Origin of the sequence: Lentilactobacillus parafarraginis DSM 18390 = JCM 14109 (genome assembly GCF_001435895.1) — a bacterium.
In the GTDB taxonomy this organism is placed as follows: domain Bacteria; phylum Bacillota; class Bacilli; order Lactobacillales; family Lactobacillaceae; genus Lentilactobacillus; species Lentilactobacillus parafarraginis.
On the sequence record NZ_AZFZ01000015.1, the window covers coordinates 26,023 to 49,732 of the forward strand.

General features: G+C 47.1%; 21 protein-coding genes and 1 pseudogene. 10 read left to right on the forward strand and 12 right to left on the reverse strand.

Annotated elements, in window-relative coordinates; genetic code table 11:
- Positions 1-133 precede the first annotated feature (133 nt).
- Positions 134-955, forward strand: coding sequence for an AraC family transcriptional regulator (locus FD47_RS05330; protein WP_054733674.1), 822 nt, complete (start codon positions 134-136; stop codon positions 953-955).
- 206 nt (positions 956-1,161) lie between these two features.
- Here FD47_RS05330 and FD47_RS05335 read toward each other — a convergent pair whose 3' ends face one another.
- Together FD47_RS05335 and FD47_RS05340 are read right to left on the reverse strand one after the other, a co-directional pair.
- Positions 1,162-1,584 carry a hypothetical protein gene (locus FD47_RS05335; RefSeq protein ID WP_054733677.1) on the reverse strand — a complete coding sequence of 141 codons (423 nt, stop codon included), beginning with the start codon at positions 1,582-1,584 and terminating at the stop codon, positions 1,162-1,164.
- A 25-nt stretch (positions 1,585-1,609) separates the two neighbouring features.
- Positions 1,610-2,596 (reverse strand): LacI family DNA-binding transcriptional regulator, encoded by a 987-nt coding sequence (locus FD47_RS05340; protein ID WP_054733680.1) that lies wholly within the window; start codon positions 2,594-2,596, stop codon positions 1,610-1,612.
- Between the two features lie 145 nt (positions 2,597-2,741).
- On the opposite strand from FD47_RS05340, the gene FD47_RS05345 reads away from it, so the two are divergent.
- From FD47_RS05345 to FD47_RS05355, 3 genes are read left to right on the forward strand one after another with little or no spacing between them, the layout of a single operon-like run.
- On the forward strand, positions 2,742-4,400 hold the full coding sequence (locus tag FD47_RS05345; RefSeq protein WP_191982191.1) for a glycoside hydrolase family 13 protein: 1,659 nt from the start codon (positions 2,742-2,744) through the stop codon (positions 4,398-4,400).
- A gap of 7 nt (positions 4,401-4,407) precedes the next feature.
- Positions 4,408-5,886, forward strand: coding sequence for a sucrose phosphorylase (gene gtfA, locus FD47_RS05350; RefSeq protein WP_054733683.1), 1,479 nt, complete (start codon positions 4,408-4,410; stop codon positions 5,884-5,886).
- Between the two features lie 24 nt (positions 5,887-5,910).
- Positions 5,911-7,296 carry a glycoside-pentoside-hexuronide (GPH):cation symporter gene (locus FD47_RS05355; protein WP_054733685.1) on the forward strand — a complete coding sequence of 462 codons (1,386 nt, stop codon included), beginning with the start codon at positions 5,911-5,913 and terminating at the stop codon, positions 7,294-7,296.
- Between the two features lie 92 nt (positions 7,297-7,388).
- Here the strand turns inward: FD47_RS05355 and FD47_RS15015 are convergent, their stop codons facing one another.
- The 3 genes from FD47_RS15015 to FD47_RS05370 form a co-directional block, all read right to left on the reverse strand.
- Positions 7,389-8,900: a DUF5776 domain-containing protein gene (locus tag FD47_RS15015; protein ID WP_082620193.1), complete on the reverse strand. Its 1,512-nt coding sequence runs from the start codon at positions 8,898-8,900 to the stop codon at positions 7,389-7,391.
- 135 nt (positions 8,901-9,035) lie between these two features.
- Positions 9,036-9,263, reverse strand: coding sequence for a hypothetical protein (locus FD47_RS05365; RefSeq protein WP_054733692.1), 228 nt, complete (start codon positions 9,261-9,263; stop codon positions 9,036-9,038).
- 199 nt (positions 9,264-9,462) lie between these two features.
- Positions 9,463-10,998 carry an ABC-F family ATP-binding cassette domain-containing protein gene (locus tag FD47_RS05370; protein WP_054733729.1) on the reverse strand — a complete coding sequence of 512 codons (1,536 nt, stop codon included), beginning with the start codon at positions 10,996-10,998 and terminating at the stop codon, positions 9,463-9,465.
- A gap of 203 nt (positions 10,999-11,201) precedes the next feature.
- Here FD47_RS05370 and FD47_RS05375 point away from each other — a divergent pair, with 203 nt between their 5' ends.
- Both FD47_RS05375 and FD47_RS05380 read left to right on the forward strand, forming a co-directional pair.
- Positions 11,202-11,552, forward strand: a complete 351-nt coding sequence (locus FD47_RS05375; RefSeq protein WP_008211392.1) for a VOC family protein — start codon at positions 11,202-11,204, stop codon at positions 11,550-11,552.
- Position 11,553: 1 nt separating this feature from the next.
- Positions 11,554-12,231, forward strand: coding sequence for a CPBP family intramembrane glutamic endopeptidase (locus tag FD47_RS05380; protein WP_054733695.1), 678 nt, complete (start codon positions 11,554-11,556; stop codon positions 12,229-12,231).
- Positions 12,232-12,701: 470 nt separating this feature from the next.
- Here the strand turns inward: FD47_RS05380 and FD47_RS05390 are convergent.
- From FD47_RS05390 to FD47_RS05405, 4 genes and pseudogenes are all read right to left on the reverse strand, one after another.
- A pseudogene (locus FD47_RS05390) lies at positions 12,702-13,281 on the reverse strand (type 1 glutamine amidotransferase).
- 52 nt (positions 13,282-13,333) lie between these two features.
- Complete coding sequence (locus tag FD47_RS05395) at positions 13,334-13,696, reverse strand: YxeA family protein (protein WP_054733701.1); 363 nt, start codon at positions 13,694-13,696, stop codon at positions 13,334-13,336.
- A gap of 83 nt (positions 13,697-13,779) precedes the next feature.
- Complete coding sequence (locus FD47_RS05400; RefSeq protein WP_054733705.1) at positions 13,780-14,964, reverse strand: DUF2075 domain-containing protein; 1,185 nt, start codon at positions 14,962-14,964, stop codon at positions 13,780-13,782.
- Positions 14,965-14,981: 17 nt separating this feature from the next.
- The gene (locus tag FD47_RS05405) at positions 14,982-15,731 is read right to left on the reverse strand and encodes a class I SAM-dependent methyltransferase (protein ID WP_054733708.1); all 750 of its coding nucleotides are present in this window, start codon (positions 15,729-15,731) and stop codon (positions 14,982-14,984) included.
- 176 nt (positions 15,732-15,907) lie between these two features.
- Here FD47_RS05405 and FD47_RS05410 point away from each other — a divergent pair, with 176 nt between their 5' ends.
- Both FD47_RS05410 and FD47_RS05415 read left to right on the forward strand, forming a co-directional pair.
- Positions 15,908-17,485 (forward strand): amidohydrolase, encoded by a 1,578-nt coding sequence (locus tag FD47_RS05410; RefSeq protein WP_054733711.1) that lies wholly within the window; start codon positions 15,908-15,910, stop codon positions 17,483-17,485.
- A gap of 99 nt (positions 17,486-17,584) precedes the next feature.
- Positions 17,585-18,535 carry a DMT family transporter gene (locus FD47_RS05415; protein ID WP_056980168.1) on the forward strand — a complete coding sequence of 317 codons (951 nt, stop codon included), beginning with the start codon at positions 17,585-17,587 and terminating at the stop codon, positions 18,533-18,535.
- Between the two features lie 168 nt (positions 18,536-18,703).
- Here FD47_RS05415 and FD47_RS05420 read toward each other — a convergent pair whose 3' ends face one another.
- Together FD47_RS05420 and FD47_RS05425 are read right to left on the reverse strand one after the other, a co-directional pair.
- On the reverse strand, positions 18,704-19,975 hold the full coding sequence (locus FD47_RS05420) for an oligosaccharide MFS transporter (RefSeq protein WP_008211382.1): 1,272 nt from the start codon (positions 19,973-19,975) through the stop codon (positions 18,704-18,706).
- A 43-nt stretch (positions 19,976-20,018) separates the two neighbouring features.
- Entirely contained in the window at positions 20,019-20,999 is a 981-nt protein-coding gene (locus FD47_RS05425; protein WP_008211381.1) for a glycoside hydrolase family 43 protein, read from the reverse strand.
- A 282-nt stretch (positions 21,000-21,281) separates the two neighbouring features.
- Between FD47_RS05425 and FD47_RS05430 the strand changes: the two genes are divergently transcribed.
- Positions 21,282-22,172, forward strand: a complete 891-nt coding sequence (locus FD47_RS05430; protein WP_054733720.1) for an ArsR/SmtB family transcription factor — start codon at positions 21,282-21,284, stop codon at positions 22,170-22,172.
- Between the two features lie 27 nt (positions 22,173-22,199).
- A complete protein-coding gene (locus tag FD47_RS05435) occupies positions 22,200-22,799 on the forward strand; it encodes a hypothetical protein (protein ID WP_225425073.1) in 600 nt (199 codons plus the stop codon).
- Here the strand turns inward: FD47_RS05435 and FD47_RS05440 are convergent.
- Positions 22,800-23,710, reverse strand: a 911-nt coding sequence (locus FD47_RS05440; protein ID WP_235806058.1) for a glycerophosphodiester phosphodiesterase, incomplete at its 5' end; no start/stop codon positions are given.

Below are 23,710 nucleotides of genomic sequence, written 5' to 3' on the forward strand. Positions count from 1 at the left end.
ACAACAACCTCAACACCGTTATCATAAGTTAAAAGCAATTTCAGAAATGTTCGATATTGGGTGAAAAAATAGGCGATTTTGAGAGTCAGCCCTTAAAATGCTCAACGATGTGATCATGTGAGGAGCGATGTTTATGAGAATTGCATTTAGTAATCCAAATAGTCCGATGCCGTTAGCCTGTGAGTCAATCGGCTATCATTGGCGGCAATACCCCATTTATCGGCCAAACGGGTACCGTTTCTTTCATTGGCTGCAAACTGAAAGCAGTTCCGGCACGGTTAAAATTAACGGCAGGGAGATTTCATTACCGCCCAATTCCGCGCTTCTAATCGCCCCGATGATTGCCCACTCCTACGCGGCCGATTCCGACACCGAAGAATGGGATACCGCGTATTTGACCATCTACGGGCCGCTCACAAATTACATGGCGAACTTTCTTGATATTAACAAATATCGGGTCTTCACCAACTTATCCAAAGAAATCAGCGGGTTTATTGAGGCGCATTATCGGGAATTCATCAATAACGATGTTGCGGCCCAAACCACCCAGTCAGCACTGATTTACCATTTCCTGATGCTCTTACGCAAAAAGGAAACCACTGACCAAACATTGAAGCAGTCTGATCCAATTATTGAACGGATCATTGGCTTTTTAGAGAGCAATTATCAATTTCCCATCACCAATAACGAAATCAGTCAGCTAACGGGCTTATCGACCTCTTATCAAAACCGGATTTTTCGATTAAAATACGGCGTGACGCCCCTTCAGTACCTAAGCGATTATCGAATGCGACAGGCAAAGTACCTGCTGGTCACCCGCCAAGATTTACGGGTTCAAGAAGTTGCCCAGCAGGTGGGCTTTCCCGACACTTCGCGGTTCATCCAGTTATTCAAAAAATATAATCACGTTACCCCAAAGCAATACAGCCGAACCGCTTATCAGGGCAACAATTGAAATCAAAAAATTACGGACATTATTTAAGGCCATCCAGCAGTTTCTTCCGTTTGGGAAGGATTGCCGGGTGGCCTTAAATGATCTAATATGATTTGTTCACAAACTTTGTCGATCAACAAATTCAAACTGCAATGACGATCAACCAAGTTGGCTTTCTGGCTAACCGAACGCATTGATCCCGGGCGTCGCTTGAAACACCAATTCGTTTAACGCTTAGTCTGGAAATAGTAGTAAACGCCCAACCAATCAAAGGCGTCCTCGTACACCAATCTATCCGACTGACCGGCGAGAAATCGCTTGTATTCGTCAGCGGAAACACCGGTAATTTGCCGCACGGTCTCCGGAGTTAGCCGCAAGTCACGGATCTCAAACTTCATGCCGTTCAGTAGGTACGCCGACCGGGTGTCCAGATGAGGCAACAGCTGCTTAAAGGCGACCTTGCGCATCCTTTCAGCTGCTAAGTCATAAGTGTCGACGTCCAAGTGGCCGGCCAAAAAATCAGGTAGGTCGTCTGAGCCAATCTGAATGACGGCCCGCACCTGGTCGTCAGAATAGTTGAGTTGTTTTTGCCAATTGTTAATTAACGTTAGATCATAAGAAATCTGTTGGTTATCAGTTGTTTGGGTCATCAAATTCCTCCAAAAATTTTTAACGTCATTTTCGTAATGAATCCCGCTGGAGCAGCTTGATTGGCAGGATATACTTATCCAAAAGCTGTTCGTCGTTTTTCTGCAGACGATTAAATAAGAGCCGCACCAGTAAATCAGCGATATCGCTAACCGGCTGCACAATCGTGCTGAGTTCGGGGTGATATTCCTGCACGTAGGTTGAACCGTCGTAGCCGATTACCTGCACGTCATTTGGGACCGTCATTCCCAACTTTTGGGCTTCCTGAATGCACAACAGGGCCGTTTGATCATCGGTACAGAAGATCCCATCCGGTTTTTTGGCCGCTAGTTTCTCACGGATGGTCGCCCGCCGAATGGTCGGGGTGGCGTTAAATGGAAACCGGACCGTTACGACCGATTGGCCATGGCCCTTGGCGCCCTCCACAAAGCCAGTCATCCGGCCGTTATTGGGGACCTTCTTTTCCAAACTGCCGGCAACCAGCATCAACTTGTGAGAGCCTTTCTCAATCAACGTTCGCGCGGCCAATTCACCGCCGGCCTGGTTATCGGAACTGACCGTGGGGATCTTGTTCTGAAAATACCGGTCATACGACACAATTGGCAGTCCAGACATCTTGTATTCCTTGATCCCCTCGTTGTGGGAGCCAGTGATAATGCCATCCACCTGGTTGGCCATCAGCATTTTCAAATATTGCTGCTCCTTTTGCGGATTATCCATACTATTGCAGATAATGGCTTTGTATCCCTTAGCGAACAGCCGGTTCTCGATTTCTTCAACCACTTCGGCAATCAATGGATTTTCCAGGCTGGCAAAAATCAGTCCGACCAGCTTAAACTGCTTACCTTGCAGAACCCGGGCCGCTAAGCTCGGCTGGTAGTTCAGCTGCTGCATGGCCGCAAAGACCTTCTCCTTAGTTGCCGCTGACAAATAACCCCGATCATTGATCACCCGGGAAACGGTCGTTACGGAAACGCCCGCCAGCTTTGCAACATCCGTCAATTTTGGCTGCATGACTCCACCCCTTATCGCATTTTCTCAGTATCAAGTATAGCATACCCGAAAAATCTTTTATGATAATTTATGTCAAACGATTGACATATCGAGTTGTCAGCGTGTATGATGGATTTTGTGAAAGGGGTTTCAATAATTATGAGAGGTGAGCAAGTTGATTAATAATCAGGCCAATCCAAACTGGTGGCAGAATGCCGTTGGCTACCAGATTTATCCCAAGAGCTTCTTGGACAGCAACCATGACGGCATCGGTGACTTACAGGGGATCATCCAAAAAATCCCCTATATTAAATCACTGGGGGTCAACTTCGTCTGGCTGTCACCATTCTTCGCCTCGCCAAACGTTGATAATGGTTATGACGTTTCGGATTATCAGGCAATTGATCCCCAGTACGGATCACTGAACGATACGCTTGAAATGATCTCCAAGTTTCATGACAATGACATCCGGGTGGTCTTCGATCTGGTCATCAACCACACCTCTGACCAGCATAAGTGGTTTGAGGAAGCCAAAAAATCAGTGACCAACCCCTACCATGATTTCTATATTTGGCGCAAACCGGTTGCCGGCCACGTTCCAAATAACTGGGTGTCACTCTTTGGCGGTTCGGCCTGGACCTATAATCAGGCGACCGACGAGTACTACTACCACCTGTTTGCCAAGCAACAGCCGGATTTGAACTGGGAGAATCCCAAGGTTCACCAGGCAGTTGCCAAAATCATCGATTGGTGGGCTAAGCGTGGCGTTGACGGCTTCCGGCTGGACGCAATTTCCCATTTAAAGAAGAATCAGTCATTCAAGGATGTCATTGACCAGGAGGACGCCATGAACAACGTGCCGGGAATCGACCAGCTGCTGGCCGGGCTCAGCACGGACTTCAAACGCAACCACCTAATGACCGTCGGTGAAGCTGGTGGCGTGCCGGTCACCGGTGCAAAACGCTGGGTGGCCGCCAAAACCGGCTACTTCAACATGATTTTCCAATTTGACCACGTCAGTTTCTGGGAAAAGTTCACTGTCGGCAAAGTCGACGTCGCTCAACTCAGACAGGCGCTCTCCAACTGGCAAACCGGCCTGGAGGGGATCGGTTGGAACGCGCTGTTCCTGGAAAATCACGATTTACCGCGAGCCGTTTCGTACTTCGGCAACGACACCACGATGCGGGCCCAAAGTGCGACTGCCCTGGCGATGATGTACTTTCTTATGAAGGGCACGCCCTTTATCTACCAGGGACAGGAACTCGGGATGACCAACGAGAATTTCACCCACATCGATCAGTACCGGGACCTGGATTCCAAACGCTTCTACAAGGAAGAGTTGGCAAAGGGCGCCTCTCCTGAGGACATTCTGTTCAAGCTTCGCAGCAAGAGTCGAGACAACGCCCGCACCCCATTTCCATGGGATGCCAGTCCGACCGGGGGCTTCAGCGATCACACGCCATGGATTGACATGAACGCCAATCACGACGCCATCAACGTCGCCACTGAAACCCAGGAACCGGAGTCGGTTTTAAACTTTTACCGCAAGCTGGTTCATCTCAGATTAACTGACCCGGTTCTTCTCAACGGACAGTACCAGCTGATTGACACGCACGACCACCAGCTCTACGTTTACACCCGCGAAACCGGGAAAACCGGCTACCTGATCATCACCAACCTGAGTGACAACCCGGCCGCGTTCACAATCCCATCACCCTATCAGCATCTCAAGCTGGTCCTGAGTAACACGGCAGCCAAACCAACTGCCCGGGCCCTGACGCTTGCGCCATGGTGCGCCTACCTGTGCAAATACGAAAGGAATTGACTAACTCATGAAATTAACAAATAAAGCAATGCTCATCACCTACCCCGACAGTCTCGGCAATAACATCAAGGACCTCCAAACCGTCCTCGATAAGCACCTGAAAGGCGTTGTCGGCGGCGTTCATCTCCTGCCATTTTTCCCATCGTCAGCCGACCGTGGTTTTGCACCTATGGATTACACGAAGGTCGATGCCAAATTTGGCGACTGGGATGACGTCCGCAAGCTGGCACAATCCTACTACCTGATGTTTGATTTTATGGTCAACCATATTTCCAAGCAATCCCACTATTTTAAGGACTTTCAGGAAAAACACAACGCTTCCGCTTACCGCGACCTGTTCATTCACTGGAACGAATTTTGGCCAAAGGGCCGCCCAACCCAAGCCGATATCGACCTGATTTATAAGCGCAAGCCAAAGGCCCCGGTCCAAACAGTCACGTTTGCCGACGGTCAGAAAGAAGCCGTCTGGAACACGTTTGGCGAAGACCAAATCGACATGGACGTTACCAAGCCAGTCACTAAGCAATTTATTTCCGATACCCTCAACTTCCTGATGGATCAGGGGGCATCCATTATTCGGCTTGATGCGTTCGCCTACGCGGTTAAAAAGCTCGACACCAACGACTTTTTCGTTGAACCAGAAATCTGGGATCTCCTCAAAGAAATCAATCAGATTACCGCCCCGAAACAAACGATGCTGCTGCCGGAAATCCACGAAAATTATCACATTGTTCGCAAGATTACCGACCACGACTACTTCAGCTACGACTTCGCCTTACCCATCGTGACCCTGTACAGCCTGTATTCCGGTAAGACCGATCGGCTCGCCGGGTGGCTCAAGAATAGTCCGATGAAGCAGTTTACCACCCTTGATACCCACGATGGCATCGGCGTCGTTGATGCCAAGGACATCCTGACCGATGACGAAATGGATTACACAAAGGAAGAAATGTATAAGGTTGGTGCCAACGTCAAGAAGGTTTACTCAAGTACCGCCTACCACAACCTCGACGTTTACCAAATCAACACCACCTACTACTCAGCCCTTGGCGACAATGATCAGGCTTACCTGCTTGCCCGGGCAGTTCAGGTATTCGCCCCCGGCATCCCTCAGGTTTACTACGTGGGGTTACTAGCCGGCAAGAATGATTTGGCCCTGCTGGAAAAGACCAAGGAAGGCCGCAATATCAACCGGCACTATTACTCGCTGGATGAAATTGACCAGCAAACCCAACGGCCGGTTGTTAAAGCCTTGTTTAACTTGCTGAAGTTCAGAAACAAGAGTGCCGCGTTTGACCTTGACGGCGCCATCGATGTGAAGCAGCCAAGCGAAACCGAGATTCAGGTCACCCGGCGATCTGCCGATGGGAAAACCAGCGCGACTTTGGCAGCCAACCTCAAGACCCAACAATTCACCATCACCGAAACCACGCCGGATGGCCAAACCACCCAGGTGCTCACCAGCAACTTATCGCTTGTCGATTAGTCAGTCAGATTGGAAGGATTAAAAATGAAAATGACACAAACATTGCCTGCGGGTTCCGATAAACTCACAACTAACGAAAACATCACCAACAAAGAACGTCTCAGTTACGGGGCGAGTGACTTTGCCTGTAACGTTGCCAACGGCATGGTCGGCACGTACCTGATGTACTACTACACCGATGTCTTCGGCCTGGCCGCCGGGGCAATCGGTACCCTGTTCTTCATCGCCAGAATTGTCGACGCGATTTCTGGCCCAACCTGGGGGATCATGATTGACCGCACCCATACCCGGTGGGGCAAGAGTCGGCCGTTCTTCCTGTGGTTCTCAATTCCCTACGCAATCTTCTTTATCTTGGCATTCTCGTCAGTTCCCCTCGGACCGCTTGGAAAGCTGGTCTGGGCCTATGTAACCTACATTGCCATTGATATTCTCTATCTCGGCATTAACATCCCCATCACGTCAATGCTGCCAAGTTTGACCGCCAATCCTCAGGAACGGGTGCGATTCAGTACCGTCCGTCAAGTACTGGCAACTACCGGTGCGACCCTGATTTCAATCATGGTGCTGCCTGCCGTTTCCCTGCTGGGTCAGGGCAATGACAAGCGCGGCTTTCTGATCACGGCGATTATTGTCGCCATTTTAACGGCATTTCTCCTGCTCCTAACCTTTAAGAACACCCGTGAACGGGTTCACCCGCGTCACCAAGAAAAATTAACGTTGAAACAGTCGGCCAAGGCGCTTAAAGGCAACTGGCCATGGATGATCATTTCCCTGATGTACTTCTTTTTCTGGATCGGCATGCAGACCAAGCTTCAAGTGACGGTCTACTTCTTCAAGTACAACATGCACAATGCCGATTTGGCTTCATTCATGCTTGGACTGCAAGCGCTCTCACTTGTTGTGATCGTCTTCACGCCATTCCTAACCCGCCACTTTGGTAAGAAAGGCACGATGGTCATTGGCCTGGGGCTCTGTGTTATCAGTCAATTAATTCTGGGCGTTGGTGCCAAAATGATGAACGTGCCAATCCTTGCCGGCGCCACCATTCTGGGTTACTTCGGTAACGGCTTCTTCGCTGGTCTGTTGCCAGTGATGTTGGCCGACACCGTGGACTACGGTGAATGGAAGAACGGTGTCCGCGCTGAAGGCCTGGTCACCTCATTCTCCGGCATCGCTTCCAACCTAGGAATGGGCATGGGCGGCGTTGTCACCGGCTTTCTGCTCAGCATGAACGGCTATGTCGCTAACCACGCGCAGACAGCGCAAGCCCTCAAGGCAATTGAGATGAACTTTGTCTGGGTTCCGTTCATTGGCTTTGGCATCGGGTTAATTCTGATGTACTTCTACAAGTTTGATAAGATGCAGCCGAAAATTGAAGCTGATTTGAAGATGCGTCACGAAGCAGCTTAGAAACTTTGCCACTCAAAAGGGCAGGTACGCAAATAACGTACCTGCTCTTTTGTCGTCTATTCTATTCAATTCCTCTAATCGGGATTCATTCGTTAGTGAAGTCCCTGGATCACTAACCGCTTATTTGCTGAAACAAAGTGGCCGTTCGTCAACTGATAACGCGTTGTTAAGTGATAATGAACCAACTTTGCCACTTTAAGGTGGGCGTTCTGACGATCATGCTTTCCACGGTTCTTCAGGGAACTCGTTCGGTATTGATAAACACCGTGCTTGGCAATCACCGTGATCCGCTTATTCTTTGGCATGGTTTGATAGTAGCCATTCACAACGAATTTGTCATTGGCGGTAATGTAGCCAATCTTGCCAAACGATTTCGTGCCGTGATTCAGATCACGCACTTTGTAGCGCAAGGCGCCGCCATTTGAACGGGCATACCCCATGATTTCAAACATTGGCCGATTAGGGCGCTTTTGGTTTGGATAACGCGCAATCCGCTGGTTCTTCGCGAACGTTGGGTGGCGATACATGTACAGACCTTTGATCCCATAAACAACGGCTCCCTTAACTTCCGCATAGTTTGAGACCACCGTCGACGTCGAATTGTTCGGCGTTGGGGTCACTGTCGGCGTTGTTGCGCCACTATTCTGACTGGGTTGGGTCGTCGGTGTCGGATTAGTCGTCACCGAATTAGAATTAGATCCAGATCCGGAATTGGCCGGCGTTACCGGCTTAACCCAGTTTGGAATCTTATCAAACATGAGATAAAAGTTACCAACGCCGTTTTTATCCAATGGCTGAAGGGTTGTCTTCCCATCAGCACTGGTAAATACCGGTGCCGGCGTAATCGGGTACGTATAGGCGGTTTCCAAAGTACCATCACTGGCATGCATGGCGGAATAGCCGTCATTCGTCGCTAAGTTCTTCATCAGCGGTGATAATTTAGATAGATCAATGTAGTAAGGTGATCCGGTATACCCAGTGGTTGAAAGCGTGCTGAGTTTTTGCTCCTGATCCTTGCCGTTAATGGGTTCGCCCTTATAAACGTCAAAATTATCAAAGAAGATTTCCTTATTGGCATCAATCGTCGGCATTTGATTTTGAATATCTTTTAGCGGTGTATAGCCGGTTTTGGCCTGGTTCTGAGTGACCGCTAAGTACTTACCGGATAGATCAACCTTTTTGGCAACCCGAGCGTAGGCGGTGATAGGAATGAGACTATTGTAATTTTCATAGATATATGATTGATTCTGCACATGAAAGAGATGCGCACTATTTACATCAACGTCGTTGGTATTAAGCGCGATTGAAAATGCATAGGTCGTGTGGGCCTTGAGAGTCCCCAAGACCTTCAAACACTCAACTTTAGACCAAGAAAAAGTCGTTCGATCAGGTTGACTGTCGTCATCGTCATCTTTCCAGTCGTGCTCATTCCAATTCACAAAATGGCCATACTCCCCTTTTCCATCAGAACTCTGAAGCGTCAGGGCACTATTATCAGCGTTATTCGTGATGGTAACCGGCCCGTGCGTACCACCAGTTTCTGCCGGTGTTGGTAAGGGATTTGGATCAGGATAATAGGGATTCTGATAATTTGGTAACGTCAAAATCTCATCAACTTTATCATCATCCTTGTCTGTATTATCGGTAATTTCAAAATTAATTGTTAGTGGATGATTCGAATCAATGCCGGCCTTATCAATAATTGATGTGTCCGGCGTCTGACTTGTATCCGAGTTTGCTTAAGCGAAATTTGATTTTTCTCCGTTGCTCAACCCAAAATAAAGCTTATGTGCCAAGCCGTTGGCGTTAACGACTTGTCGATTTGGCACTTGTCCACTATCCATGAACGAATTCCCCGATGAATCCGCCTCCACAGTCACATTAAATCCAATCGTTACCAAGAGAACGGTTAGCGCTGCCCAAAGCAGTTCGCTAACGATTGTATGAGATGGTCGATTATTTTCCATAAACTTACCCCCATTACAGTAAATATTGTATAAAGCATATCTACTATTCGCCCGGTAAATGATATAACCGGTTTATACAAGTTCATCCTAGCACTTTTTATTTATAGAAGTTAGCATTTAAATTATCAATCACGAATGATGAAACACAAAAAAACATGGCCCCCAAAAGCGGCCATGCCAGTTCAAACTATTCAAATCATTATTCCATTTCACTCTTCGCCCGTTCACGCAAGCTCAACTTCTCAACGTTCAGTACTTTGTCAACTAGCCCGTCGTAGAAACTGTTCTCATGGCTGACGATAATGACGTTGCCGGGGAACCGATCAATCGCCCGTTTCAGAGCTTCCTTGGTTTCCTCGTCCAAATGGTTAGTGGGCTCATCCATAATCAGAAAGTTGCTTGGGACAAATTCCATCATGGCCAGCTTAACCTTGGTCTGCTCACCACCAGAAAGCTCGTGAATCGGCTTCATGGCGTTTTCGGCATCCAGACCACATTTGGCCAACTTGGTCCGAATGGTCCGCTGACTTAATTTCGAATACTTATCCGAAATAATCTGCATCGGCGTCATTCGATTGTTATCCCAGGTTAAATCCTGACTAAAGTAATTCAGAATCGCTGACGGGGAGAACTTGGCGGTCCCACCCTTTGCCGGCAGCTGGTTCAAAATGGTCTTAATCAACGTTGACTTACCAACCCCGTTAAAACCACTAAAGCCAACCTTTTCGCCCATCGAAATCGTGAAGGTCACCGGTGCCAGAAGCGGCTTGTTATACCCAACTGACAGCTTATCGACCGTCAAGGCTTCGTGAGAACCGGTATCTTCATACGGAAAGTTGAAGCTGGCTGAAATGTTCGTCGAAGGCGGATCGATCTTGTCCATGTGGGCCAATTTCTTCTCCCGTGATTTCGCCATGGTTGATTTGGATCCGGCCTTGTTCTTACGAATAAACCGTTCCGCCTTATCAATTTCAACCTGTTGCTTATCGTACTGTTTCTGCTGAAATTCTTCGCGTTCCTTGCGTTGGCGCATGGCTTTCTTGAAACTACCCCGATACTTGGTAATCTTGCCAAAGGCCACGTTAATGATACAGTTGGTAATTTGGTCCAGAAAGTCGTAATCATGAGAAACCACCATTGCGGCTCCCTGAAAGTTGTTCAGATAATCCACTAACCAAGTGATCTGATTAACGTCCAAATAGTTGGTGGGCTCATCCAGCAGGATGACATCCGGATCAGCTAGCAACATCTTTGCTAAAATAATCTTGGAACGCTGCCCACCCGACATCTTGCCAACCAAATGATCCCGGCCAATGTTATCCAATCCTAAGCCGGTGATGGTCTGCTCGATGCGCGTGTCGATATTATAAAAGTCGCTGGAATCCAGGATATCCTGGAGCTTGCCAGCCCGCTCCAATAATTTATCGTCAGCATTCTTCGCGTAGTCGTTATAAAGTTGGTTCAGCTGATCGCTGGTTTTGTATAAATCCGCAAACGCCGTTCTTAAAAAGTCGATCAGGGTTTTATCCCCATCGACATCGGCATATTGGTCCAAGTAACCAATCTTAATGTTCTTCTGCCACTTAATGTCGCCGGAAAGGGGCAGTTCGCTTCCGGTGATGATCTTAATAAGCGTTGATTTACCAACCCCGTTCTGACCGACGACGCCCATGTGTTCACCCTTTTCCAGCGTGAATTCGGCGTCCTTGTACAAATCTTTCTCGGCAAAACTCATTGAAAGATTTGAAACTGATAGTAATGGCAATGTGTTCACCTCGTGTTTAAATTCTTCAGTCGATTGACAGCATACAATCTATTACGTTACACGTTATTTCCCAGGACGTCAATCAACCGGTTAAGAATCCGCAAAAATTCTTTGCATCAATGGCGCATAGGATATAATGGGACTATTACAAAAGATAAAGGACGGATTCGTAAATGAACATCAGAGAAATTGAATACATCACCATCCCCATCTCCAATCAGGAAGTCAGCCGCCGCTTCTACCACGAAGTGTTTGACCTGCCAATGATCACGCTGCCAAACGGCGATATGGGCGCTGACCTGCGAAAAATGTTTCTGGACTTTAAAGTGGTCGACCAGGTGACACCAATCTCGTTTGGCCTCATTGCCAAGGATTCAATGGCAGATATCAAAGCGCACCTCATTAACTATTTTGTGACCATCGTTGACGAACCCACCGAAAAAACAGAGAACAGGAGAAACGTTAATTCAATCACGATTCTAGATCCTGATAAGAACCGGATTGAAGTGAACGAATTTAGATAACATGTTAAACTACTATCCCATTAAAAAATCTTGGCAAATCGTCAAGTGGCTGGGCTTTCTGATCGTCTACCTGGCAGCATCCGGCACCCTCGAAGTGGCCGGGGATTACGCCAACAACCAGTTTGTTGCGCACCACATGCTGGGAATTGCCCTGATTGTCACCGCAATTGCCCTCTCGTTGATTGCCTGGCGTTACGGTCAGCAGCTTTCAGCCGCCAACCCCCGGCACTTTGGCCGAACGCGGGTCACTTCACAGCGAATTGTGCAGTTACTGGTCATCTTTATTTTGATGGTGGCCTTTCAAATGATATGGAGCTACTTGATTTCCAAGCATATTCTGATTACCCCGAACAACCAGAAAGCCGTCGAAGCCGATCAGTTAAAGTTGCCGCTTTGGAATGCCATTTTCTCAGTGGTCCTCGCCCCAATCTTTGAAGAACTTATTTTCCGCGGAATCTTTATGAACTACTTCTTTAATCGCGATAACCGGTTGAATAACGTGCTCGCCGTGTTAATCAGTGGCCTGCTGTTTGGCTTCGCCCACGAACTGAACTTTGATATTAATTGGCTCATGTATTCCGGATTAGGCTGTTTTCTTTCATACACCTACATGCACTTCCGGGATATTCGTTACAATATTGCACTGCACTTTTTGAATAATTTTATTTCAATGATTTAGTTTTAAAACCAAAACAGGGTTCAGACAACGTGAGGCTTTCCCACGACATTGTCTGACCCTGTTTTGGTAACGAGAGAACGCTGAATTTGATACTTTAGTGATAATTACTATTTGTTTTGCCTTCGAAGCTTATAAAGAATTAAGGCATATCCAGACAATACTAATCCAACACTCATCACGACAATACTAATCAATTTTTGTAAGGAGGTAGGATAGTCCCCAGAAAAAACAAGTCCCTTAAGACCGGCGAAAAATAGACAAATCCCTAATACGCCAATTTGAATGGGTTTCACGTTTGCGTTCCCTCCTTAAAATTTGTGACCAAAAAATGATCTCTAGGCATTTTAAAAAATAATTACAATTTTGGCTAAAAAATAACAAAGTTAAATGTAGAAAAGAAAATTGGGATAAAGGGATAAACTGCTAAATTAATTGTTCCAATTTTTTTGACGAAACAATCACTTCTCACTCTACTCACTGATATAATCCAGTATTCGAAACATCACCCGCTGATTCTCAGCTGGCACTGGCGTCGCTAAAATATCGGCAGCCGTTTGTTTGAACACGGAGCCATCAATGTACGGAAAGTCGTTAACCACCATCTCACGCACATTATCAGGTTCCGGCTCAAAGTGAAACTGCAATCCAACCACCCGGCCAGTGCAAAGCCGTCAGCTTTTCCGGAATCCCGGGAATGATAGCCGATTGGCGATAGACCGGCGCCCAGCCGACTTCTTTGGCCGGGCCCTTTTTAACTTGATAGCCCAACGTCTTTGCGATTTGTTGGGCGCCAAAGCACGCGCCAAAGATCGGCTTGTTCTGACCTAATAACGTCTTAATCAACTCACGTTCCGCCGGAATCCAAGGGAGGTCGTCATTTGGACTCATGGGCCCGCCTAAGATGACCAGCATGTCGGTTTCGGAAGCCTTCGGTAAGAAGCCAAATTGATAGGGATGGTAAACAAACAGTTCGTGATGATGGGTATGCGCCCACGCTTGAATGGATCCCGGTCCCTCGTTGGGGGTGTGCTGCAACACGTTAATTCGCATAGCCATTCCCGCTTTCAAAAAAATTAATTTTCACAGCCTGTCGGCACCAACGTTATTGACTGTTTGGTTGAGGCAGATGAACCCGGGCCTTCTTTGGAATCTTATTCCAATAGGTCCGTTCATACGAGGCAACGCCCTGGGCCTTTGACCAAAAGATCGTAATGTAGTGGCCCTTGGTAAACTTCTGGCCGCCATACGTGCCAACCTCGAGATGTTTTGCCTTGCCGTTCTTATCGTATCCGGTAATTTCATAATAGTCGGTATCCGGATAACCCTTGGGGGCCTTTTCAGTATGATCAAGCTTACCAACTTGACCATAGTAAGGTGTCTTGCTGTAATTGACTTGGAAGTAAATACCACCAATCACAACCAGAACAATGATCACCACAAGGGTGTAAAGGGTTCCTCTTTTCATGACGTGTTAACTCCTTCAATAATTATCTGATTTAATTTTAAGAATATCGATTATAAAGAAGGTTGTCAATTAATTATAACCGCCTAATCCGCCGCCATTTTTTCCAGCCACGCTTCCAGTTTCGGATCATGAGCATGGATATACATCCCCCGAATTCCCCGTCGCAATAAAACGTTCAGCGAGTTGCGCAGGAGAATTTCCTTACTGGCTTCAAAATCCTTGCCCTGCAAATCCGAACGGTGCTTGAAAATTTCCACGTCGGTCACCTTACTGGGGTCAACCCCCAGGCGATGATCAGCGGTTAGGTAAAATGGCGGCCCAATGATAATGCCGATGTAGTTCAAGTCAAATCCCTGCACGGTGTAAATACTGCCAACTTCGTTAATCGTTTGCGGCTGCTCAGCCCACGGCGTACTGGTAAAGTTGTACTGATCCCACGGCAGGTGAAAATTCCCTTCATTAACGAGGTGCTTGCCACCATCAAGCGTCGAGGGATACCCACTGGTTGACGTCATCCGTGACAGGCCGTAGCGGTTGTTTTTCTTGATAATCGTTTGAAATAGTTTCTCGGCATCAGCGAACACCTGAAAGTCATACTGGCCGCCCTCGTCTGGAACCGGGCCAATGACATCCCCGTCGACGAAGTGATCCAACCAGTCCATGAGCTTTGGTCCGGCCTGCATCCGGAACTGTTCCTTCAAGTGCACAAAGTCATGGGGGTACGGTTCAATGAGCTTCAGTAGTCGATCCTTGGTCCAAAAGCTCTTGGTTCGCAAAACCTGATGTGGATCAAACACCACAATGGTCACCTTACTGATATTAATGATATCTTTAAGCTGATTATCACCGTAGTAATTATTGTAGTGGTCCGGCTTACTCAGCAGTAAATGGGCCTCATCAATGACCGTTAAATTGACCGTTTTCCCCTGTTTATGAACCTTGTTAATGAAGCTGGTCGGCCGCTGGTAATACTTTTTGAGCATGTGCGGCGTTTCCCCGGCCAATTCTCGGTAAACTTTCAGAAGTTCCGGATGGTTCACTAAAAAGTATGCGTCGTCAACGGTTTGGGCAAGCTCGGTAAATAGCTGGTTTAAAATCAAGCTTTTACCGGTCCCGGCGTCCCCCATCAAAACAAACACCGCGTGACCGTCCTGGTTCAAATGATCCCGCGTAAAGGCGGTCATCCGATCAAGAATGGTCTTTTGGTGCTTGGTTAATTCAATGTTTTTTGAAAATGCGTTCAGCGTATGTGATTCCAGTGATTGCACGATTCTAACTTCCTTTTTCAAAATGCGGATTGTTTTTGGGCGATCACTTGGATGCGCCGATAGTCAGCTTCCCAGTGATCCCCCCGCCACAAAATTGGTTTTAGCCGTGCTTCCATATTATCAAGAATCTCATCAGCATTGGGCAATTCTGCCAAATCAGCGGCAAAAAATTGGCGAATCCAGTTTCGCAATCCCTGCCAGCCACCTTTCAAAACCGTTGGCCGGGGATACTCGCGGGCCTTGACAATGATAAAGTGGCGCGTTTTGAGCAACTGCGTGTATTCCGGCACGCTCGGAAAGTAAAACGGTGATCGATACCGTTTTCCAATGGCGGCAAGTTCAGTACCAAAAGCATCACTAATTGCCTTGATATTTCCCTGAGCCCCAAATTCACAAATCAGTCGGCCACCAGGCTTCAAAGCTAATTCAAGAATTCGCGTTAAGTGTTGTTGATCGGCAATCCAATGAAAGACTGCGTTTGAAAAAATCACATCATAAGAAGCTGGTGCAATTGGCATATGTAAAATGTCCCCTTGTTGAAAATTCACTTCCGGGAACTGGTAAGTGGCCTGATGAATCATCGCCGCTGACTGATCAATGCCGGTAACGCGATGGCCTAATTGCTGAATTTGATGGGTCAGCTCACCGGTCCCACACCCAATATCCAAGACGGTACTTGCTGAGCGCGGTAAGTATCCCAGCAGTGCTGAACCATATTTAAACACAAAGTCGTGCTGATGATCGTACTGTTTGGCATTCCAATCCATTTTATCACCTCATAAAAGCAGAATGTCTTAATAGTATTCTAATCATTTTCTAATGTCAACGGCCTAAAAACAGCCATTTTCCGCGTTAATCACAAGCCGAACGGTTGCAATTCCCTGAAAATACCCTAATAATTAATACTAATAACGATGGAAACTCAATGGATTGGAGGATCATCATGGCAACCTTTAAAAATGGAAAAATATTTCTCGGAACGAACGCCACCACGTTTGCCAGCGCCATGAACATTCAGGATGGCTTGGTCACCCACGTTGGTGAAACCAGTGAGGTCACCGATCCTGATGCGATTGACCTGCACGGCAAAACGGTTCTGCCAGGATTTATCGATCCGCACACCCATCCGAAATACATTGCCGACGCCCTGCACGGGGTCGCCTGCACCCCACCCAATGTCAACAGCATCAAAGACATGGTCGCCGCCCTAAAAAAATCGCCGGCTTATGGCAAAGACGCCACAACCTGGATTGAGGGCTGGGGCTTTGATGAAACTAAGTTGGCTGAGCATCGATCACCGAATCGGGATGACTTGGACGCAGTGTCAACCACCCAGCCCATCTTCATTTATCGCTCCGACTGCCATTCGTCGGTTGGCAATTCCCGGGCCCTTGAACTGGCCGGAATTGATGCCACCACGCCGAATCCGGTTGGCGGCCTAATCGGTCACTTTGCCGATGGGCGCCCGAATGGTTACATGAAGGAAGTGGCCGCCACGCAGCTGTTAATTACGGCTAAGTCCAGTCAAAGTTACAATACTGACGTCCAGAATATGGTGAACAGCTCACCACACTACCTTGAAAATGGCATTGTTGGAATCGGCGAATTAATGGGCCGCTTCCGTCCGTACGATTCAATGCGCCTCTATCAAGATGCCGTGTATGACGGGTTTAAGCCCAAGACAGCCATTTACTATGTCTTTGACGAGTTAATGCCCGGCCAAGTTGTGACCCCAACCAGTGACGATCAGCTGCGAATTGCCGGCATTAAACTCTTTATGGATGGCAGCATTTCCGGGCAGACGGCGTACAATAAGCAGCCGTACCCAAGTGGGCAAAGCGGCGTGCTATTGGCGGACGCCGACAAATTAAAGCGGGCAGTTTGGTACGCCACTGAACATCATCTCCAGCTTGCCGTTCACGCCATGGGCGACGCTGCCGTCCAGCTGATCATCGACATTACCGCTGATTTAACCCCATGGCTGACCGATCGGCCCTCCATTCGCATTGAGCACGCCACGTTGCTGTCGGATGAGATGCTGCGAGAAATTAACCGCGCCCGCATGAACTACGCCCTTATCACGCAACCGATCTTCTTCTTTGCCGAAGATGAGTCCTACCGCCAGTTCCTATCAGCTTCACAGTTTAAGAACGCCTACCGAATCAACTCGATGCTCAACACGACGGCGATGATGGCCCTCAGTTCCGACGCGCCATGTACGCCATGGGCCGAACCAGACAGTCCGTTTGTCGCAATTTATGCGGCGGTAACCCGTAAGGCCGCCAACGGCGATGTGGTGAATTTGGATGAAGCCATCACCGTTCCCGAAGCGGTTCTGGCCTATACGAATACCGCCGCTCGAGCCGGAGGCTTCACGTTAAACGGGCAACTGCAGCCCAAATTTGCTGGGGACTTTGTGGTACTGAATGAAGATATCTTTTCGGTTCCAAAAGAAGAACTCAAAAACGTGCACGTTGATCAAACCTGGATTGGCGGAACCAAAGTTTATCAGCGATCCTAATAATTGTTCGCAGGGCCGGTCAAGCGGCTCTTTTATTTTGGGAACATTTTAGTTACCATATTAGGTGGTTATCAATTTTAAGAAATCAGGGGAAATACCGTGCATTTACATAAATCTCAGGCCAATGGCTTACTGCTGCTGGCCGCACTCATCTGGGGAACCAGCTACACCATGATAAAAGTCACCACCAGGGCCGGGATGCCGGCGGGCCTTCTAAACGGCATCCGCGGTGCCATTTTTCTGGCATTGGTCTACGGATTCTTTCACCGCCAAATCAACCACATGACCCGCACTGAATTCAAACTCGGATTTGCGATTGGCTTCTTCTACTTCTGTGTCATTCAGCTGCAAACCATCGGCCTTAAATTCACGACGCCCAGCAACAGCGCGTTCTTAACCGCGAGTTATGTGGTGATGGTCCCGTTTGTTTCCTGGCTGATCCTGCATAAACGGCCGGCAAAGAAGGCGTACTTCTCAACATTTCTCTGTTTATTTGGGATGATGATCCTTACCGGCGTCTTTCAAAGCGGCTTTCAGCTGCATGGCGGCGATGGCCTCACCATCACGGCCGCGTTGTTCTGTGCCCTGCAAATTGTCTTTCTGGAGTATGCAACCGGCAGGGCTCGCCCAATGGTCATTGCTTTCATGACCGCGCTCTGCGAAACGGTATTTGGCTTGGGGTACTCCGTGAGCTTTGAACACGCCAGTTATGCCAGGATTATCTGGCCGCAAGTGGTGATGCCAATTATCCTATTGGCCGTTTTTGCATCGTTTGGCGGTCAGATTCTCCAAATTGTTGGTCAACGCTTTACAGATAGCATTTCCGCTGGCCTGATTCTGATGCTGGAATCGGTTTTTGCCAGTATCTTCTCGGTGTCATTAGGCGTGGAACCGTTAACCCCCCAGCTGCTGCTTGGCGGCGGGGTCATCTTTATTTCGCTGCTGATGTCACAATTTAACTTTGTTTGGCTGTTTCAATATGTCATGGGTTCCCATCGGAAGGGCCGCCAATCATTTATGACAAATTCTGAAAACCACCGCTCAAAATGAGACATGAAAAAACAAGTTCCGCATTTTAAAATGTGGAACTTGTTTTTAGTATCGAATCAGTCGCGTGAATTCGAATCACGTTCGGTGAGAGGGGCTGAAGTGTCGCTGATCCCTGATTGTCAGGAACCATCTCTTCAGGTTTTTATGAATTGGGGTTCGTAAGTGACCTTAAGATTTAGCCTTCCCTGATTCGTCACGTTCTCCGGCTTGAACTGGATTTTCTTTCTTAAGAGCAAAGGCAGCAAATAAAGTGACAACGGCAACGATTGCACCAAGAATTAAATATGTGTGATGGAAACCGATGGCATCGTACAAATTACCGGCAACGGCTGAGAAGATAAAGACTGAAATTTGCTTAGCAAAGTTTGACGCAAGGGCATAGACCGTGGCGTAAACCCGAACATCGAAGGCCCCAGCAATGTATTTCATGATAGAAACCAATACTAATGGCATTTCGAATCCGGCTAACAACCGTAGGAAAACAACCCAGATCAAACTTGGTGATAATGCTGATCCGACAATCCGAATGGCAAGAATCACACCATACGCAATCAACCCATTTCGAGAACCAATGCGGTTAATAATCCAAGGCATTGGGAACATGAGCAAGAACTCCAAGCCGATTTGAGCAGTCGTCATGTAACTGTATGCCTGGGTTCCGGCAGCTGCAGAATTAAAGAACGACTTGAAGAAAATGATAAATTGTTGATCAAAAACATCGTAAATAGCTGAAGTACCAATGTAGAAGATGGACAGGTACCAGAAGTTCTTTAACTTAAAAATCTTTCCAATCAAGCTAAGATCCAGTGAATTCGAAGTATCACCGGCTGCTGAAGCATTTTCCAAATCAACCTTATCACTGAACAGAAGCAGTCCAGTTAAAATGGTTGCGGAAATTGTACATGCCCAGAAGATTGAGTTCGGTTGCCACAGGAAAATTTGGCCACCGACAAATGACGCAACCATTCCGGCTAATGAACCACCCATTCGTGAGTGACCATATTCAAAGCCGTTGGCCAAGCTGGCACGCTGAACATATTGTTCAATAACTGAAACCCCACCATTAAAGATAAAGCAAAGGTAGATCCCAGTAACAATGGCAACTAACATTGAGTTAATGCTCATCAATGGCAGAAATACCCACTGGAAGTATGGTCCAATCAGCATCGCCGCAATTGAAATGGTAAATAACAGATTCTTCTTAAATAAAAGCTTATCAGAAATAACACCAAATGCGGGTTGGAACAGTAATGACAACCCGGCCATTGCAGAGAATACAACGCCGGCTTCAGCGCCATTCATATGCCCAACTTGTTCCATCCAAAGGGTTAAATACCCAAAAATAATTTGCCACATGAAGAAGTAGGTAAAGTGGGTAAATGGAAAGCCCCAGAAGTGCTTACTCCCCTTTTTTTGTGGTGCTTGTGCACTATTTTGCATAATATGTGCCTCCTAAAAAATAGTCAATTGTTGTAAGTCCCGACTAATCGTAGTTGTACGGAACGGGCTTGCCAAAATGAGGGGTCCCATCCGCATTCCACGTAAACGGCTGAACTTTCGTATGCCGGTTCGGATCGTATAATGGGTCACCCTTTATTTCGGTATAGTCACGGCAGTGGTAAACCAAAATGTCGGTTTTGCCATCTTCGGCAACCGTAAATGAGTTATGCCCCGGCCCATATTGATGAGTGGCCATATCACTTTGAAAGACCGGCTTCTTTGACTTAGTCCACTTGCTGGCGTCCAATAGATTTGCATCATCAGGAACGCTTAACATCCCCATTGCATAGTGTTCATCCGTCGCGCTGGCCGAATAAGTTAAGAAGAACCGCCCGTTTCTGTGAATGACTGCGGGGCCTTCATTGACCCAAAAGCCAATCGTTTCCCAGTCAAATTCAGGCTTTGACAGCATCACTGGTTTAGTCTTGAGGGTCCAAGGGTTTGCCATTTCGGCGATGTACAAGTTTGAATTTCCTTTAATATCAGGATCTTTTTGCGCCCAAACGTAGTACAATTTGCCATCATGCTGGAAGCAGGTTGCGTCAAGGCAGAAGCTGTCCATGCCAGTTTCAACCTGACCATGCTCAAACCAGTCGTCTTCACTTCGCATTGGATCTTCCGCATCACATTCGATACAGAACATCCGGTGTTGGAACATCCCCAGCTTATCCAAAGCGGTAGTTTCCGCCGCCGCAAAGTAGATAAACCACTTACCATCAATATAGTGAATTTCCGGTGCCCAAATTAATTGGCTCATGGGACCGCTTTCATGTTTGCGCCAAATTGTCCGGGGAGCGGCATGAGCGAGACCGGCTAACGTCTTAGCACGGCGAATTTCGATCAAGTTGTACGCGGGCACCGAGGCGGTAAAGTAATAATAGCCATCGGTATGTTTATAAATATATGGATCAGCGCGTTGCACAATCAACGGGTTGATGTATTCAGGTGTTTTTGAATCACTCATTTGGAAATCTCCTTACGTCTAAAATTTGACTAATTAGTTATTTCCCTTGTGCACATTTTGATAATATGATTCTTAGAAACCGATTACAATGGTTTTTGTAAAACTTTGGCTTCCTTTTGACATAGAACCAGGCTTTTGTTAACATAAGCACCGAATTAAGCGGTTTCATTTGGGAAGATTCACATAAATATAAAGTTTATCTGATAAACGTCCTAAAACACCTGGTAAATATGTAAAACTAAGACGAAATATTTTAAAATAGGTAGTGAAAGGTGATGCCCCATGGATTTAGACATCTCTCGTGATTCACTCGAAGTTTATAAAGCGCTTGCAAGTCAAGTCAGAATTGACATTATTCAAGCTCTTTCCGAAAAACGGATGAGTGTTCAGGAGTTAGCAAAGAAAATCGACCTTAGTCCGGCAATTATTTTGATGCATTTGAATAAACTTGCCGATGCTGGGGTCATCGGCTTTGAGCGGCAGGGTCACAAAAAGATTTCCTATCTGAAGGTCGATAACATTAACATCCACTTCCCGAAAACGATTTATCCGGCCTTTGCCGTTTACGACACTCAAGTCCCCGTTGGCCAGTTCCCGGACTATTCCGTCACCCCATCGTGCGGGCTTGCCGGTAAAAACGACTATATTGGTAAGGTTGATAATCCGACCTACTTTATGAGTCCGGAACGGATTAAAGCTGGCATGATTTGGTGGAATAACGGATTTGTGGAATATCAATTTCCCAACTATCTTGAAGGTAAGGACAAACTGGAAATGCTGGACCTCTCCATGGAACTGGGATCCGAATTTCCCTTTTCCAACAACGTTTGGCCCTCAGATATCACATTTTCGATCAACGGGACTGAAATCGGTACCTGGACCAGTCCGGGTGATTTCTCCGACATTCGTGGGAAGTACACCCCGGCTTGGGTCCCGGATAATGTTAACCAGTACGGTCAATTGAAGATTGTGCGCATCACCAATCACGGCAGTTATTTGGACGGCCAGCCATTCACCGACATTTCAATCGATGACCTGGATTGGCGCCAACCAACCTTCACCGTCCGGTTTGCGATTAAACCAGACGCCAAGCACAATGGTGGCTGCACGATTTTCGGCCACGGATTTGGGAACTACGATCAGGATATTCAAATGAAACTATTTCACAGTTAGGTCAATTTACGAATGGGGTGCAGTCAATTGAACAGTCAAAATAAGAAACGGGAATTTATTTTAAGTTATTTGGAAACGCAGCTTAATCAAGTAAATTTGAAGACAATCCGCCAACTGATTGAATTTGGCAAAAACAATGACTACTCGGCGCCAGAAATTCTCCATGAATTACTGAAAATGGACCAAAAACACGAAGCCATATTGACGGTCACACTGGACGTCGACTTCGTGGATGGGGTAAATTTATTTAACAATCACGCTGATCGGTGGCTCACGCCTAAAGGGTCTAAATTTTTGCAAGCGCTTAAAGTTCAAGAAAGTAAGTCAATTCACGCGGATCTGGGCCAGCGAACGCAACACAGTTCGGACACCGCTTATGATGGCTACCTCACGCAACTAATCGCCTGCAAATGTAAAATGCAAACCGAAACCGACAAGGTAACTCTCCAGGAATTCACGATTGATTTACGCCATTTGTTAACCGACAATAAAAAGCTCGAAGAAGGCGCCCTCAACAAATTCGAACCATTTATGGAACGCAATTACCGGGATCTCTCAACGCCAATGACGCCCATTCTGGTCGAACTCGCCCGCCGGTTTCTCTTTAAAATGACCTACGATGCTTAACTAGTTTGCGGGACTCTCATTTTGCAGTTCATTGGAATAAACGAGCAGCCGGTGCGCATAACTGGGATGGTTAAACGTCGATTTGATAGTCGCCTGCAGCTCCGAAAGATTGTCGGTGATAATGCCATCAACGTTTAGGAATAGCATTTTGGTCATGTCATCAGAATCATCGACCGTCCAGGCGTAAACCCACTGGTTACGACGATGAGCTTCTGATACAAACTGGCTGTTTAAAGTCGTTTCTTCCATCGTGTAGGCGTTGGCCTTGGTTTCTGGGAACGAAAAGTTGTACGGTAAAATGTAACTAACGAATAATTTTGGCGCGTGCTTTTTAAGGCCGCTAATCACGTGGTAATCCAGTGAATGAATCTGATCATGATCGTGCAGCAACCGCCGTTCGTAACGGTGAATAAACAATTGGAGCATATTTGGACTATCGTGGGAGGTTGTCTTAATTTCCACCAGCAGTCTTTGATGATCACGCTCAGCGGCTCTTAAATACTGGTCAAAGCTGGCAATGTGGGCGGTATACCCATTTTCATGAACCTTCATGCTGGTCATTTGCTGGAGCGTGAGCTGATAAGGTGCGGCGTTAACGCCAGCTAAATTAGCCAAATTTTCATCATGCATCACGACAAATTGGTGATCCTTAGTCTCATGAATATCCATTTCCACAAAATTCGGATGTTCCTTACTGGTTCGGTTCAGTGCAGGAATCGTGTTTTGGACGCCGTTGCCATCATCCACTCCGCGATGAGAAATCGTCAGTGGTTGATTCAGCAGGGCCCCCTGCAAATACTGGGCGTTATAAATAACTTCAGATAACAGAAAAATAACAATTAGCGACGCCGCAATGAAGCGCCGCCCCCACTTTCGCTTGTGAGGTGTACCCCCAAAGTTAAAGTAAATAT